This is a genomic window from Methylophilus sp. 14 (genome assembly GCF_015354345.1).
Lineage (GTDB): Bacteria > Pseudomonadota > Gammaproteobacteria > Burkholderiales > Methylophilaceae > Methylophilus.
Window position 1 is genome coordinate 898567 of sequence record NZ_JADKYS010000001.1, and the last position, 14487, is coordinate 913053.

Annotated in this window: 12 protein-coding genes; 3 read left to right on the forward strand and 9 right to left on the reverse strand. The window is 46.7% G+C overall.

Annotated features, from left to right (window positions below; translation table 11 throughout):
* Positions 1-27: 27 nt before the first annotated feature.
* On the reverse strand, positions 28-1071 hold the full coding sequence (locus INP78_RS04560) for a glycosyltransferase family 1 protein (RefSeq protein ID WP_194740962.1): 1044 nt from the start codon (positions 1069-1071) through the stop codon (positions 28-30).
* Positions 1072-1310: 239 nt separating this feature from the next.
* Between INP78_RS04560 and INP78_RS04565 the strand changes: the two genes are divergently transcribed.
* Positions 1311-1769 (forward strand): fasciclin domain-containing protein, encoded by a 459-nt coding sequence (locus tag INP78_RS04565; protein ID WP_194740963.1) that lies wholly within the window; start codon positions 1311-1313, stop codon positions 1767-1769.
* A 54-nt stretch (positions 1770-1823) separates the two neighbouring features.
* On the opposite strand, the gene INP78_RS04570 is transcribed toward INP78_RS04565, so the two are convergent.
* The 5 genes from INP78_RS04570 to INP78_RS04590 form a co-directional block, all read right to left on the reverse strand.
* The gene (locus tag INP78_RS04570; protein WP_194740964.1) at positions 1824-2135 is read right to left on the reverse strand and encodes a DNA-binding transcriptional regulator; all 312 of its coding nucleotides are present in this window, start codon (positions 2133-2135) and stop codon (positions 1824-1826) included.
* Positions 2132-2476, reverse strand: coding sequence for a type II toxin-antitoxin system RelE/ParE family toxin (locus tag INP78_RS04575; protein ID WP_194740965.1), 345 nt, complete (start codon positions 2474-2476; stop codon positions 2132-2134). The genes INP78_RS04570 and INP78_RS04575 overlap by 4 nt, the downstream gene beginning before the upstream one ends.
* Before the next feature lie 83 nt (positions 2477-2559).
* On the reverse strand, positions 2560-6102 hold the full coding sequence (locus tag INP78_RS04580) for a TonB-dependent receptor (RefSeq protein ID WP_194740966.1): 3543 nt from the start codon (positions 6100-6102) through the stop codon (positions 2560-2562).
* Positions 6103-6195: 93 nt separating this feature from the next.
* Complete coding sequence (locus INP78_RS04585; protein WP_194740967.1) at positions 6196-7173, reverse strand: FecR domain-containing protein; 978 nt, start codon at positions 7171-7173, stop codon at positions 6196-6198.
* On the reverse strand, positions 7170-7721 hold the full coding sequence (locus INP78_RS04590; RefSeq protein ID WP_194740968.1) for an RNA polymerase sigma factor: 552 nt from the start codon (positions 7719-7721) through the stop codon (positions 7170-7172). Before INP78_RS04590 ends, INP78_RS04585 begins: the two co-directional genes overlap by 4 nt.
* Positions 7722-8008: 287 nt before the next feature.
* Between INP78_RS04590 and INP78_RS04595 the strand changes: the two genes are divergently transcribed.
* Both INP78_RS04595 and INP78_RS04600 read left to right on the forward strand, forming a co-directional pair.
* Positions 8009-8293, forward strand: coding sequence for a type II toxin-antitoxin system RelE/ParE family toxin (locus INP78_RS04595; RefSeq protein ID WP_194740969.1), 285 nt, complete (start codon positions 8009-8011; stop codon positions 8291-8293).
* A gap of 8 nt (positions 8294-8301) precedes the next feature.
* Entirely contained in the window at positions 8302-8604 is a 303-nt protein-coding gene (locus tag INP78_RS04600; protein WP_194740970.1) for a HigA family addiction module antitoxin, read from the forward strand.
* Between the two features lie 286 nt (positions 8605-8890).
* Here INP78_RS04600 and INP78_RS04605 read toward each other — a convergent pair whose 3' ends face one another.
* The 3 genes from INP78_RS04605 to INP78_RS04615 form a co-directional block, all read right to left on the reverse strand.
* Positions 8891-12733: a TonB-dependent receptor gene (locus INP78_RS04605; protein WP_194740971.1), complete on the reverse strand. Its 3843-nt coding sequence runs from the start codon at positions 12731-12733 to the stop codon at positions 8891-8893.
* 89 nt (positions 12734-12822) lie between these two features.
* Positions 12823-13806, reverse strand: a complete 984-nt coding sequence (locus INP78_RS04610) for a FecR domain-containing protein (RefSeq protein ID WP_194740972.1) — start codon at positions 13804-13806, stop codon at positions 12823-12825.
* 4 nt (positions 13807-13810) lie between these two features.
* Positions 13811-14302 (reverse strand): RNA polymerase sigma factor, encoded by a 492-nt coding sequence (locus INP78_RS04615; RefSeq protein WP_194740973.1) that lies wholly within the window; start codon positions 14300-14302, stop codon positions 13811-13813.
* Positions 14303-14487: the final 185 nt, after the last annotated feature.

The following is a 14487-nucleotide window of genomic DNA, read 5'->3' on the forward strand; positions in this document are numbered from 1 at the left end:
AATGCCCGACTAATTAGATCAGGTATTTTACCGCATTGGTGTGCATTCGTCATGCCACATCTGGTGCGTCAGGTTAACTGCTTGCTCGCCGGATGTGCGGTAGTGATGGTGAAACGTATCAAAACAATGCGCCCAGCTCCACAGGCTGCGGGCTTTGAGCCGAATGGCTTGTTTGTTTAATAGCTCGCAGCGCACAATCGCTTGCTTGAGGTCGTGGTGTAGCACGCCGGAAAATCCTTGTTCGACCACGTCTCTGGGGCCGGTGACATCAAAAGCGGCGACGGGCAAGCCGTTGCACATGGCTTCTATCATCACAATGCCAAAGGTGTCGGTCCGGGAAGGGAAGGCGAATACATCGTGTTGCGCATACAGTTCGGCTAGCTGCTGGCCATAGCGGTAGCCTACAAAATGGATGCGAGGGTATTTTTGTTTGAGGGTTTCTAAATAAGGGCCATTCCCTGCGATCGTAATCTCAAATTCATCCTGGTAAATACATAATGCATCCAGGTTTTTCTCTTTGCTGACACGGCCTACGTTCAAAACGCGCAATTTGTTTGTGGGTGGGGTGTTGGTTGTTGAACTCATTAATTGCTCGGAGACGCCGCGCGACCAGATTACCAGGTGATGAAATCCCTGCTTGAGTAATGTTTGACGCATGCCTTCGGTCGCCACAAAGGTGGTCAAAGCGCCGCGATGAAACCAGCGTAAATAGGCATAGGTCCAGCGTGCCGGGATGTGCCACATCAATGCAAGATACTCTGGAAAGCGTGTGTGGTAAGCCGTGGTGTACGGCTTTTGATTTAACTTGCACCAGTGCCGCGCCACCAAGCCCATCAGTCCTTCAGTCGCAATGTGCAATTGGGTTGGCTGCATGCGGTTGAGGGTGCGCCACAGGCGGAAAGGTTGCAGGTTGAGCTGGATTTCCGGGTAAAACGGCAATGGCATCCAGCGATACAAACTGGGATGCAGCACGCGGAAGCGGATGTTACGCGACCTGGCGATCCGGCGCAGGTTTTTATAAGTGGTCGAAACGCCATTGGTCTGCTGGAAGGTATCCGTCACAATCAACATCGTTCACTGCGCTCCAAGGCTGGGGATGGCTTTATCTTGCCCAGCTTGCGTGACGGGATTATGACTGTCTGTGTTTAACCGGTCATGGCGAATATGATCGCGAGCCAATTTGAGGGGTTGTTGTCAGCCTAGTGTAAGTTTAATGGGCGAGCGGGTAAGCACCATGTAAGAAAGGATGGGTAAGGTGGTTCGTGTCGACGGCAGTAAACGTTTTTGGTTTTAATATTTGGAGAATACTCATGAACAAACTCTTTGTACTCACTCTTCTTGCACTCAGCTATACCAACCATGCCAGTGCTGACACCCTGTTGCAAACAGCAGAGCAAGAGGGCGACTTTAAAACTTTTTTGCAAGCCGTCAAAACCGCTGGTTTGGAGGGCGCACTGAATGATAAGGGGCCGATCACTTTATTTGCCCCTAACGACGCCGCGTTTGCCAAGCTACCTAAGGCCAAGCTCAAGGCACTGATGGCCAACCCGGATCAACTCAAGAAAGTGCTTTCCTATCATGTATACCCCGGCAAAGTCACGCAGGCCGATGTGAGTGCCGGTAAAATTAAGTCACTCGAGGGTGCCGATTTGCAGCTGTCAGTGACGGATGGTGTGAAAGTGAATAACGTGAAAGTGGTTGGCGATGAAATCAATGCGGATAACGGCGTGATTCATACCGTGAGTGCGGTGTTGATACCCAAGAGTTAGCATAATGGCAAAAAGCCCTGTTAAGCAGGGCTTTTTATGACACACTGTTGCAACCTAAATGCTTGAAAGTCTTTCAACCGTATCCGGATATTGCTCCACCATGCGAATCAGCACCGCGGCCTGAGCATTCGGCCTGGCACGTCCTTGTTCCCAGTTTTCTAAAGTACGTTCATTCGTGCGCAAATAGCGCGCAAATACCCCACGCGACAAATGCAAGCGCTCGCGCAATTGCAACAAATCTTGTGGGGTGATGTGTGGCACTGCTTTCTTTTCAACCAAGTGCGTACGCAAGGTGAGTTTGCCTGTACGCACTTGTTCCAAGGCATCAAACCCTTCTTGTAGCTCAGCAAAAATATCTCGGTTCATGTTGAACTCCTTGCTTGTAATTCATGCTTGATTAACTCTTTTAACACTCTTTTTTGGTCTGGGCTCAGATCATCTCTATCGTCTTTACTATAGAGCGTAAAAAGCCAGAACTGGAGGCCAGACGCCCACCAATAATAGATGACTCTCAATCCTCCTCGTTTGCCTTTGCCACGCTTTGCATCAGCAAAGCGCATTTTCCGCAAACCTCCCGCCCCCTCAATCACATCACCAGCTTCCGGGTTTTGCATCAATTCATTTTGCAAAGCCCGAAAGCCTTCATCATCCAGAAAATCCTGACGGTAACGGGCAAATGCGGTCAACTCAATAAATAGAGCTCTCATTTAATTATTGTACGTAAGTTGCGTATATTTATGCAACAAGATTTTATGGTTTGGTAAAGTAAAAGCAGTGATTGTTGCTGGAACTAGTCCGGCACAAAATGCCAATTCAAGCTAAACCAGACACCTCTTGGCGCGCCTGGCGCAATAAAATTAGTACTCAGCCAATCACCTGAGTTATGGTTATAGCCACCAGGACCGATGGCTCCATAAATACTTGGTGAGAATGGATTCCGACCCAATCTACCTGCACTAAAGTATTCTTTATCAAAAATATTGTTAACCACTAAACTGGCTGTCCACTCCTTACTTAACTTGTAACTTGTTTGAAAGTTAAACGTGGCATATCCAGAAACTTTCCCTGGATTGTTAGTAGGTTGGCGGGGCTGCCTTACTTGTACAAAGCCGCCAGCACCGTTTGGTATTTCCACGGTGATATATTCTGTTACGCCGGATTTATGTTCGTTGTTTTCATTTCCACGTAGAAAACTCTCAGAATGCGCTACTGCATTTAGTGCTATCGACCATTTATCTGTTAAGTCATATCTGACATTTGCATTCAGATTATGTAGAGGAACGCCAGGCATTCGGTCTCCAGGTTTAACTGTAATAAAGCGGAACACCTCGCCATCTCCCGTTGCGTTGTAGTATGAAGATACCGCACTGCTATTATTCTCTGAGTTCATTCGAAAGCTGTCTTGGAAGGTAGCATCGGTAAGTGCATAATTGAGACTAAATCCAAGCTTATCTTTTTTGCCTGAGATTCCTGCTTCAATCCCTCTACGACGTGTTTCGCCAATAGTCTGAAAATAACTGTTAGCAGCGCCAACTGAGACTAAATAAATATCATTCTTCAAATCAGTCTGGTATGCCCCAATGTTCCATTGAATACTCTCACCCAGTGTTCCTCTCAATCCCATATCATAAGTAGTTGCTTTGATTTGGGGCAAAAATGGATCGCCAGAGAGTGTTGTAGGTAATGTACAGCTTCTATTCTCAGCAAGGCTCCTAGGAATATCCACAACCTCATCTGGATCTTGAAGCCCATTGCCGTTTGCGTCTATGTACCCAGTAAAGCCTGATGGCCTCGGGTCAAATGCACACCCCAACTCGATTACGCTTGGCACGCGCGTACCTTGAGCCCAATTACTATAAACACTTAGGTTTTCTTTGATTTGCCATATAGCACCCAAAGATGGATTGAGTGAGTAAAAACTAAACTTTTCAGTTTCAGCAGGTTTTAAAAGCCTGCCGCCATCCACTGGTTTATAGCCAGTAGTGGGGCAGTTTTCTTCGGACCCGATACATAAACCATAAAAATCAGGATAAGCTCGATATTTAGCTAAATCGAAAAATTCAAATGCGGTACGCGTTGCTACTTTGTTTGTGATTCGGGTCTGGTTGTATCGGGCTGCGCTGGTAATATGTAGGGTCTCAATCGGGCTCCATGTATCACTGAAGTAAATACTTTTAGTCAGTGAGGTGCCTTTAAAATTATTGTTTGCAAAATCTACATCTGCAGCTGCATATTCGTCGCGAATATCTTCTGGCGATAAATATGCCTTGCGGTTTTCATCAAACAAACCCAAGCGCTGGCTATTTTTATATGATGCATTCGCAGAATCTAGCGAGATTCCAACCATCAACTTATGCTTCTCCAGATTCCAGTTGAATTGGGTTGAAAATCCATCGACTACTTGTCTAATATTGTTATTGGTAATCAATGAGACTGGTGTTCCATCAACAACGCCAGGAAGATTGTTCAACACGCCATCCGGTAGAATTCCGCCAGGATTCTGAGCATTCGTTATCGTAAGCGGGGCTGCGGGATTTGCATCATAGGCTTGTAAACATGCATCTTTATTCACTGGCGCAATACTTACAACCAAATGTTTGACTCCATCCGTTGTATAAAAATAATTTCCACCACCTTCAGACAAAGGGTCAACGTTGAATGTACTAAACCTGGAGTCTGCAATCCCCGTGCCCCCAGAGAGCGAGTAAGAGGCTTCGCCATTCGAATAGGTTTCAATTGACGCAAGCTCAGGTACGGTCAAGTTTGTGAATAGAGAATTCTGAAGATTTTGGTAGTAAAGAAAATTTATGCGCGCTTGCTCAGCATAAGTGGAAGATCCAGCATCATTTGAAAGATCCCGGTTTTTTGAGTTTGGCGCCAAGGCTGCTAACTGAGCCTCTAAATCATAGCTAGGATCACTACTGTTCGCCAAAAAGTCCGCAATAAATGGGTTAGAACTAAAATCCCCAGGGTCTGCTAAATCAAATACATAATAATCTGGGATACCATATTTATTCGTGCTAATAAAATTACAACTAAACTGCTCCCCCTGAGCTAGATTACGCTGAATGTATTGTTCACTTCCAAAGCCGTCCATATAAGCATCGGCACCCAATGAGTGTCTTTTGCTTTCTCTTCTGTAAATTTGACTCGTGATGCTGAAATTCTCAGTTGCCTGAAAAGCACCCGAAAGTTGAAACTGAAGGAGCTTGTTCTTTGTTGTATCCTCTGATGTGAATGTTGCTTCTCGATCTTGTGCATACATTTGAGATGGCACTAGGCCGTTACCCACCAAGTCAGTCTGAACAATTAGGCTGCTCAGATTCAGATCCAGTTTTTCTCCGCGATAACTACCCTTGGTGAAGAGCTGGTTAACCTTACTGGGAGAGTTAACTCTCCAGCCGTCCTCAAGGAAAAAGTTGCCCGCTCCAAATAATGCAAACTTTCCATTGTTGACACCGCCCTCTACTTGTAATTGCTTACGTCCAAAAGAGCCAGTGAGTATCTCAGCATCAGCACCAGCGTTATTAAAGCCATCTTTAGTTTTAAGTGAGAATGCGCCGCCTAATGTGTTTAAACCAAAAATCGGATTCGATCCTGGGAACACATCAACGCTCGACAAAGCATTCATGGGAATCATGTCCCAGTTCACGACATCACCAAATGGCTCATTCACGCGGATGCCATCAAAGAAAACACTCAAGCCTTGCGGCGTGCCAATCTGCGGCCCTGCGGTAAAACCACGGTATTGCACATCCATCTGAAACGGGTTGCCTTGATAGTCATTCACTGTCACCGATTGCAGTTTTCGATTCATGAGGTCGGTGAGACTTAGAGAGTGCGCCTCTTTGATCTCCTTGGCTGAAATGCTTTGCACGTTGCCGGGGATCTCTTCTTTGGTGAGGCCTAAGCCGGGCAGCGGGCCGATTTCATAAAAGCGTTTGGCGCGGACTTCGACTGTGTTGAGGTCTAGAGTTTCGACCTTTTTTTCAACCGTGGGGCGAGCGGTGCGGATGACGATGGTGCCATCTTCTTGCACAGCCTCCAGGCCTGAGTTTTCGAGCACGCGTTTGAGCGCCTCTAGCTCGGCGTAGTTGCCTTGCACCGGTGGTGAGACTTTGCCGTTAACCAGCGTTTTGTCATAAATGATATTTTTGCCAGTTTGCGTGGCAAATTGTTTGAGTGCGCTGCCTAGCGGTTGCGATGGGATGTTGATATTGGACGGAATCCCAACGTTGAGTGGCTCTGCTGCTGCGGTGTTTAAATGTGTGATGGCACACAGCAGTAGTGCAGATTGTTTACTTAGCAGACGAATTTTTTTAGTTTTAAACATAGGCTTCCCTGTCAATTTAAAGTCTCCTCACAACTTTATTGACGGGGAGGGCGCACGCACCCTGACGTGCAAAAGGTAAAAACTTGTGATGATCTAACGATCAATCACGGTGGTTTGGCTTGCTGACTCTTGCAGTTTTACTGGCGCGACCGATGGCAGGGTGTGAATAAATCGGTTGAGCGTTTTTACATCGACCACTGCCGAGATTTCAGTCTGCGTCGTCGAGTGGTTAACTAACGGTGTCTGCCGGTAACGTGACAATGTCTCGGTGACTTCGCTCATGGCTGCGCCATCAAAAATAAGCTTGCCTTGCAAAAAGGCAAAGTAGTCACTGGCAGGTTTGTGTAGCGTTACTGGCGCTTGGTTGCGTGTGACTTCTGCGACCTGGTTGTTGGTGATCAGCGCAGCGCTGGTTTGGCCTGCGGCCAGGCTTTCAACCAGCACTTTGCCGTGATCAACCGCAACCACTGTTTTATGGTTGACCATGTTGACCAAAAAGCGCGTGCCTTTCACCGTGATTCTGGCGTGATCGCTCTCAACCACAAACGGCCGGTTAGCATCTTTAACCACCTCAAACACAGCCTGACCGCGCAGTAGCTTAACGTAGCGTTTGTCACGGTAATACAGCACTTGTGTATCGCTGTGAGCGTCTAGCGTGAGCTTGGTGCCATCAGATAAAAAGCGGCTCACCATCTGGCCAGGGGCGCTATTTTGCGCGATGGTCTCCAGCGGCTGTGCCCGCCATAATTGCCATTGATGAAAGCCAAACACACTTGCCAGGCCAATGGCGACCACTGCACCAAGTTTGGCAAAGCGCGTCGCATGCTGACGTTTGCGCATATCTTCATCGAGCTTACGCATGCGCATGGCATGAGAAATCTGTGTTACCTGCTCAGAAGAGTCAAAGTCATCCCAGGTTTCAGCAATCATCTGATAAGCCTCTCTGTGTGCTTCAGAGGCCATCAGCCAGGCTTCAAACTTGCCGCGGTCGGCATGGTCAGGCGCCGCGTCTTTTAAGCGCAAAAACCATTTAGAAGCCTGCTCAAGTGCAGCATGTTTGGGTGGTGTCATTTTTCGTTGAGCAGATAATGTTTGGCTAAAGCAATATCCACCAGCGCGCGGATCATGTGTTTTTCAACCATATTCACACTAATCTTCAACGCCAATGCAATCTCGCTCTGCGCCTGTTCTTCAATCCTGTGCATCCAAAACACCTGACGGCATTTGGGTGGCAGGCAGTCGATAATGTGTTGCAACGCCAGCATGCGCTGCTTGATATCCGCAATTTTCTCTGGCGAATAACGGTCGCTGAGCGCATGTTCCGGGTCAATCAGGGGCGATTGATTACCTGCAATGTCCAAATCAACATAATGGCAAGAATCGCGGTAGTAGTCGACGATGGTATTTTTAACAATGCCGCGCAAATAAGCTTGTGGCTCATCTACCTGCTTGAGGCTGTTTTTCACCGCAAATTTAACAATCGCGTCATGCAATACGTCATTCGCCAGGTGAAAGTTCTTGGTCTGACCATAAATGCTGCGGAACAAGTCGGTGTAAACCCACCTCAGGTTAAGGTTGTTCCAGTAAAGGTCGGTATTGGTGGGGGTGAAAAAACGCATATGACGACACCGCAGGCATGAGTGAACTCATTGCTGCAATATTTATGCCCTGGCTCAGGGCTGTGGTAAGTGATTGATTTAGATGGAGTAGGCGAGAGGCGGTATTGCAAAAGTGGCTGATTACATTAAAGGTTTGGTTGTAATCAGCCAGGTATTATTGTGAGTAAGTGGCAGATTCTAGTGGCACAGTCAAGGTATTGATGGTTTTTAGGCTGACCCCAAACATTTTCCTATTCTGGTTATTTTTTAATGTTTGACGTTTAACGGTATCCGTTATATTATTGGCTATGTCTATTTTGTCATTTCATTGCAAAGATACCCGACAACTGTTTGATGGTGACGCACCCAAACGATTTAAAAATATTCAAACGGTGGCTGAGCGTAAACTACATATGCTTAACAGTGCGGTTGCGTTGGGAGACTTAAGAGCACCGCCAGCAAACAGGCTCGAGAGTTTAAGTGGTGACCGCGCCGGGCAATACAGCATCAGAATCAATGATCAGTGGCGTATTTGTTTTAAATGGACTAGCACAGGTGTGACAGACGTTGAAATCGTGGATTACCACAAATAGGAGCAATCATGACAACAAGTAAATTAAGGCCTATTCATCCAGGCGAAATTCTACGTGAAGAGTTTTTGGTGCCACTGGAGATGACACCGCATGCATTAGCGATGCAGTTACGCGTGCCTGCTCCACGAATCAACGATATTGTGCGTGAAAAACGAGGTGTCACTGTCGATACCGCCCTTAGACTGGCAAGGTTTTTTAACACCACTGCCCAGTTCTGGCTAAACCTGCAAACTACTTATGACCTAAAAATTGCTGAAAATACTTTAAGCGAAAAAATCAATCTCGAGGTGCCACAATTACAAGCAGCTTGAGTTTTTGGGGATGCTTTATCACACAGTAGGCACCACAAAAAAGTTAAAGAGGCTAATTGCATATTCAGTATTTGCTTAAAAGATCGTCTGTGACAGCCATAGTCAGTATTGCTTTAACGACAGTCACTTTGGGCGTTTACTCTGACCCCAAAGTATCTGTAAAAGTGGCTGATTACATTAAAGGTTTGGTTGTAATCAGCCAGGTATTCGTGTGAGTAAGTGAAGGATGCTAATGACACAGTCCAGATGTTGATTGTTTTAGGCTGACCCCAAACTCAGTCCACATTTACTCAACTAACCCATCCAGTTTTTTAGGTTGAAACTCATAGCTTAAAGTAATAAAAGCTGATCTAGGTGCGCCAGTTCCAAGGAAGCTTGTCCCTTGCCACTCACTGCTATTGTAATTAAATCCACTGACTCCAATTGCACCATTAGTCGCAGGCGAAAATGCGTTCAGGCCAAGTCGTCCAGCACTGGCATACTCTTTATCTAAAATATTATTAACACGGATACCAAATGTCCATTCTGGACTTAATTTATAGCTCGATTGCAGGTTTAATACTGCATATCCAGTGGTTTTTCCTTCACGCCAATCGGCTCTGTTAATTTGGCAGTTAAAGGTACTGTTTGCGCCTAAACACTCTTGAGGAAAGAGCGGTGTGGCCGGTCCTGCTTGATGTTGATTATTTTCATTGCCTCTAACGAATGCGTTTGAATGTGCCACCATATTCAATCTTATGTTCCACTTATCTGTTAGCTCGTATCCTATGTTTAGATTTAAATTATGCAAGGGTACGCCTGGCATACGATTCCCGGGTTTGACCGTAATTTGTCCATACTTGCCTTCGCGATCAAAATTTAAATCATAAACATTGCCAGCACTGCTGTTGTTTGGACTAGCCATGGTAAATGTAGACTGAAATGTGGCATCGGTGAGTGCATAGTTGACACCAAACGACGCTTTACCGTATTTCCCCTTCAGTCCCATTTCAAGACCTTGTCTACGCGTGTCACCTATATTTTGAAAGTAGCTTTGAATTGCGTTGACTGAAACGAAATAGATATCATCTGTCAAATCCGTACGGTATACGCTAGCATTCCATTGCAGGTTTTCTGTCAGCCAGCCTCTCGCACCAAACTCAACGCTTGTTGAGCGAACTTGCTTGAGGTATGGGTCTCCTGACATCGCCCCTGGTAAATTACAAGTACGTCTCTCTCGCCATGTGCGTGGCACATAGATAGGCTCTCCGGTCACTGGATCAAATTTATCAAACACTGGACTATCATCAAAAGCACAGCCTAGCTCAATGGTGGTTGGCGTTCTGGCCCCTCGGCTAAAATTACCATACAGATTCAAGTCTTCGCGTGCTTGCCATGTCACGCCTAATGAGGGATTAAATGAGCGATATTTGAATTTTTCCTTCTCGCCAGGATCCATGCCTAAATAGTTGAAATTATTACCTGAGATAAAGCCGAACCTTGGCTCAAAAGGCACAATATAGCCGTCCACCCCTGTCGGACATTCGCTGGCCTCGACGACACCATCATTATCGTTGTCAGTACATAATGTCAGCCAATTCAGCAGATTCAGTATGCGATTGGCATCACCAAACTTGGTTAGGCGACTGACAGCCAATTGATTATTGACCTCTGTATGATTGAAGCGAGCAGCTGCAGTAATATTAAGGTTTTTAATCGGTGTCCAAGTTTCGCTCAGATAGATACTTTTGGTCGTGTTGTCCCCTTTAAAGTCGTTAAGACCAAAACCGTTTTGTTTGCTATTAGTAAAATATTCCCACCCAAGTTGGTCGGGGTCTGTATACCCGTGACGATTCTTGTCTAAAAATCCCAGATATTGTTTGCTCACATAAGTGCTGTCCGAAGTATCGTAGGAAGCGCCAAGCATAAATTTATGCTGTTCTAAGTTCCAGTTGAGCTGCATTGCAGCGCCCTTGCCAAGCTGATCTATTTGCGTGTCATTAAAGATAGCAGTCGGTGTCCCTTCAATATAGCCTGCAGAGGATGGTGACGATCCTGAACCGTTGTTGATATAAGAGTACTTACCATCCCTATAGATGTAGTTGCCATTAGCATCTTTGACACATGGGCCGCTTGCATAAGACCCTAAAGCACCTGTTGGACATAAAAAGGGGACCGTTGACTGATTAACAGGTATTAAAAGTTCCTGATAGTCATGGAAAAAACCATTTGAGTCTGTGTAGCCGCCAGTCACGCCACCAGCAAGTGCACCAGACATAATGTCATAAAAATAGGTCGAGCTACCGCGACCCGGATGCAGCGTATTTGCAAATGGTTCAAACCCTGCAGCTCTGATAATGCCGCTATTAGTAACGATGGCTAAGCCTCTATTTTCCCAAGTATAGCGTACCAGTTTGGCGTATTCTGAGGATGAGACTGGTGCATTAAAAGCGCCAGGCACCTGGGAGGCATTTTGAAAATTATCTTGTGCATCTACAAGCCAACGAGGATCAAGTACCCAATTCCATACCATGGTGCCGGATGAGTCTTGAGCGGGAACTTGAGCTTGATTAGGGTTGGCTCTAATATCGAAATTAGTACCGTAAGCTAAATTATTTAAATCAAAATTTGGGTTGGCGATGTATTGTCCAGAAGCGTCCAATACTGGATCACCGTTACTATCTACTACAAACTCTGTATCACCGTCTTTATCCAGTGCGAAATAGTTTTTATCAGCTGCCACGTTCCAAGCGTAGTCATTGTAATCAGGTAAGCCATCTCGGTTAATGTCAGGCAAACCCTGTAATAATTGCCTTGAAGGGTCTCTGGTGCTGGCCGTTGCCGGATTGCCATCACTACCTCCAAAGTTTTCATTGACATCAGATGTGTGAGATTTTCTTTTGCTATTACGATTGTAAATTTGACCGGTAATGTTAAACGTATCAGTGACGTCCCATACACCAGACAATTGAAATTGAAGTAAGTCGTTTTTGCTCTCATCGGGCGATGTGTATACCTGTCTGGGGTTTTGATCGACCATTTGCTGTGGCAGGAGTCCATTTCCGGTCAGCTTATTACCCGCGTATAGTACGGATAAACCAAGTTTTGCTCGTTCGCCTTGCCATTCTGCTTTGCCAAAGATTTGATTGACTTTGCTTGGAGAATCATCACGCCAGCCATCCTCTAGAAAAAAATTGCCAGACAGAAACCCTGCCAAGACGCCATTGTTGTTGCCTGCGGATACTTGTAATTGCTTACGACCAAAAGAGCCTGTCAGTACTTGGGCATCTAGCGTTTTGCCATCAAAGCCACTTTTGGTTCGCATGGAAAGCGCACCGCCCAACGTCCCTAGTCCAAATACAGGATTAGAACCTGGAAAAATATCTAGACTACTGAGTGCATTCATCGGAATCATGTCCCAGTTCACCACATCGCCAAACGGTTCGTTGACACGGATACCATCAAGAAATACTGAGATACCTTGTGCTGTACCCAGTTGAGGTGAAGCGGTAAAACCGCGGTACTGTAAGTCCATCTGGAATGGATTGCTTTGGTAGTCGTTGACAGTAACCGATTGCAGTTTCTGGTTCATTAGGTCAGTGATTGTCAGAGTATTCGACTCCTTGATCTCTTTGGCCGAGATGCTTTGCACGTTCCCGGGAATTTCTTCTTTGGTGAGTGCCAAGCCGGGTAAAGGACCAACTTCGTAAAATTTCTTGGCACGGACTTCAACTTTCTCTAGATTTAGGCTGGTTTTTTCTTCTTTAAGCTCTTTGGAGGTTTTTGCAGCTGGCTGAATATAGAGTGTGGATTGATTCAGTTTGGCCTCAAGGCTGGTATTGGCGAGTAGTTTTTTAAATAGCTCTTTAGTGAGCATGGTGCCTTTAATGGCAGGTGCGTTTTTGCCAGTCACAAGCGCATCATTAAATGTGATGTTGATACCGAGTTTGTTGCTGATGGCTTTTAATGACGTTGCAAGCGGCTGGCTGGGTAGTTCAATGGACACAATCCGCGTAAACAGGATTTCTTCCTCTGGTTTTGGTATTTGGGTATTGAGCTCTGCGGCTTGCAACCAGGCGATTCCGCCTGCTTGGCTGGCAAAGCAGGCGGCAACTGCTGCGCTTAGAATCCAATGTTTTTTTAACTGCATCTGACTTCCCCGTTATTTTTTGGCTTGTTATTGCCTTAATGCACGGGGATGCAAAACCCTGATATGCGATTTGCAAAAGAATGTAAGTGTTATTTGGCTGGTGAAATGGTTTCGATCTGTGTGCCGCTTGGGTCATGGTGCACACGCACGTTAGCGATGCGTGGCAGGGTGGTGATAAAGCTGTTGCTGTCTTTGATGGCGACGACGGCGCTGATGTGTTCTTGTGACAACTCATCGGTAGTGACCGGGGTTGGCTGGTAGCGCGAGAGGGTTTCTGCGATTTCTGACAGTGTGGCCTGGTTGAACACAAGCGTGCCTCTGGTGAATCTGAAATAGTCTTGTGCCGACACGTTTGTACGTGGTGTGAGGTGGTTTTGCTTGAATTCGGCCACCTGGTTGTTTTGTAGAATGATGGTGTCTGTGCCGGTTTTTGACACCACCTCGACTTTGCCGTGGTCGACGCTTACACGTTCCAGGTGCTGGAGTTTATTCACGGCAAAGCGCGTCCCCAATACGGTGACCTTCAGGCGGTCGGTTTCTACGACAAAAGGTTTTTCTGGATTGGGTTGCACCTCAAAAATGGCTTCGCCTTTTAGCAGTGCAACATGGCGCTGGTGGCGGTAATACTTGATTTCAATCTGCGAATTGGCGTTGAGCGTGACGCGGCTGCCGTCCTCCAGCGTTTGCGTGGTGAGCTGCGCATAACGCGTTTGTGAGGCAAGTTGCAGGGTAGGCGTGCGTTGCCAGACCTGGTATTGATGCAAGCCAGCCCAACCTATACATAGGGCAGCGACTACGCCCGCCACGGTGCTGGCCAGTTTTTGGCGAGACTTTTGATGTTCGCTTTGTTTAAAGAAGTGGTCGGCTTGTTTTGCCTGCGCCATGGTTTGCAACTCGCTGATGGCATCTATACCTTGCCAGGCGTCACTGATGCTGGCGTACTCTTGCTGATGCAGCGGGCTTTGCATGAGCCAGGCTTCAAACTGGCTGCGTTCAGGCGCATCGGGCGCGGCTTCTTGCATGCGGATAAACCAGCGTGCGGCGGTTTCACTGATTTTTTTATTAGCCTGCATGAGCTTACTTTAAAAATTGCGCGCGGGCGTTGCGCAGGTCGAGCAGGGCACGAATCAGGTGCCGTTCCACCATGTTGAGGCTGATGTCGAGTTGCCTGGCAATTTCTTTTTGTGCATAGCCTTCAATGCGGTACATGATAAATACCTGGCGACAACGCGGCGGCAGGTCTTGAATAATTTGGGTGACCAGTTCCAATCTCTGCTTGATATCCGCGAGGTGCTCACTGGAAACCGTGGTGGCTTGTTCGAGGTCGGCTTGTTGCTGGTAGTCAGCCAGATAGCTGTCTTTGCGATATTGCTCGAGAATCAGGTTGTGAACAATGGTACGCAAGTAGGCGTGCGGCTCTTCGCTTCGATGTGGGCTGGTGGTGAGTGCAAAGCGCAAAAAACCATCATGCAAGATGTCTTTTGCCTGATGCTGACAATGGGTTTTGCGACGAATGCCGGGCAGCAGCGTCGTGTAAGCCCATTGAAGATTAATGCCGTGCCATAACATGCGAGATTGCCAAACGGTTTGAGATGACTTAATAACGCAAAGATCGTACCGCGGATTGATGGTTTGCCAGCAGAGGTTAACTGCTTGTTTCGCATGTGCTTTTGCCAGACATTCCCCGGTTATGCTGATTTTAATTGGTTGCTTTCAGCCGACTTGGTTTTAATAAACCAACGGCAGGGAGCTGT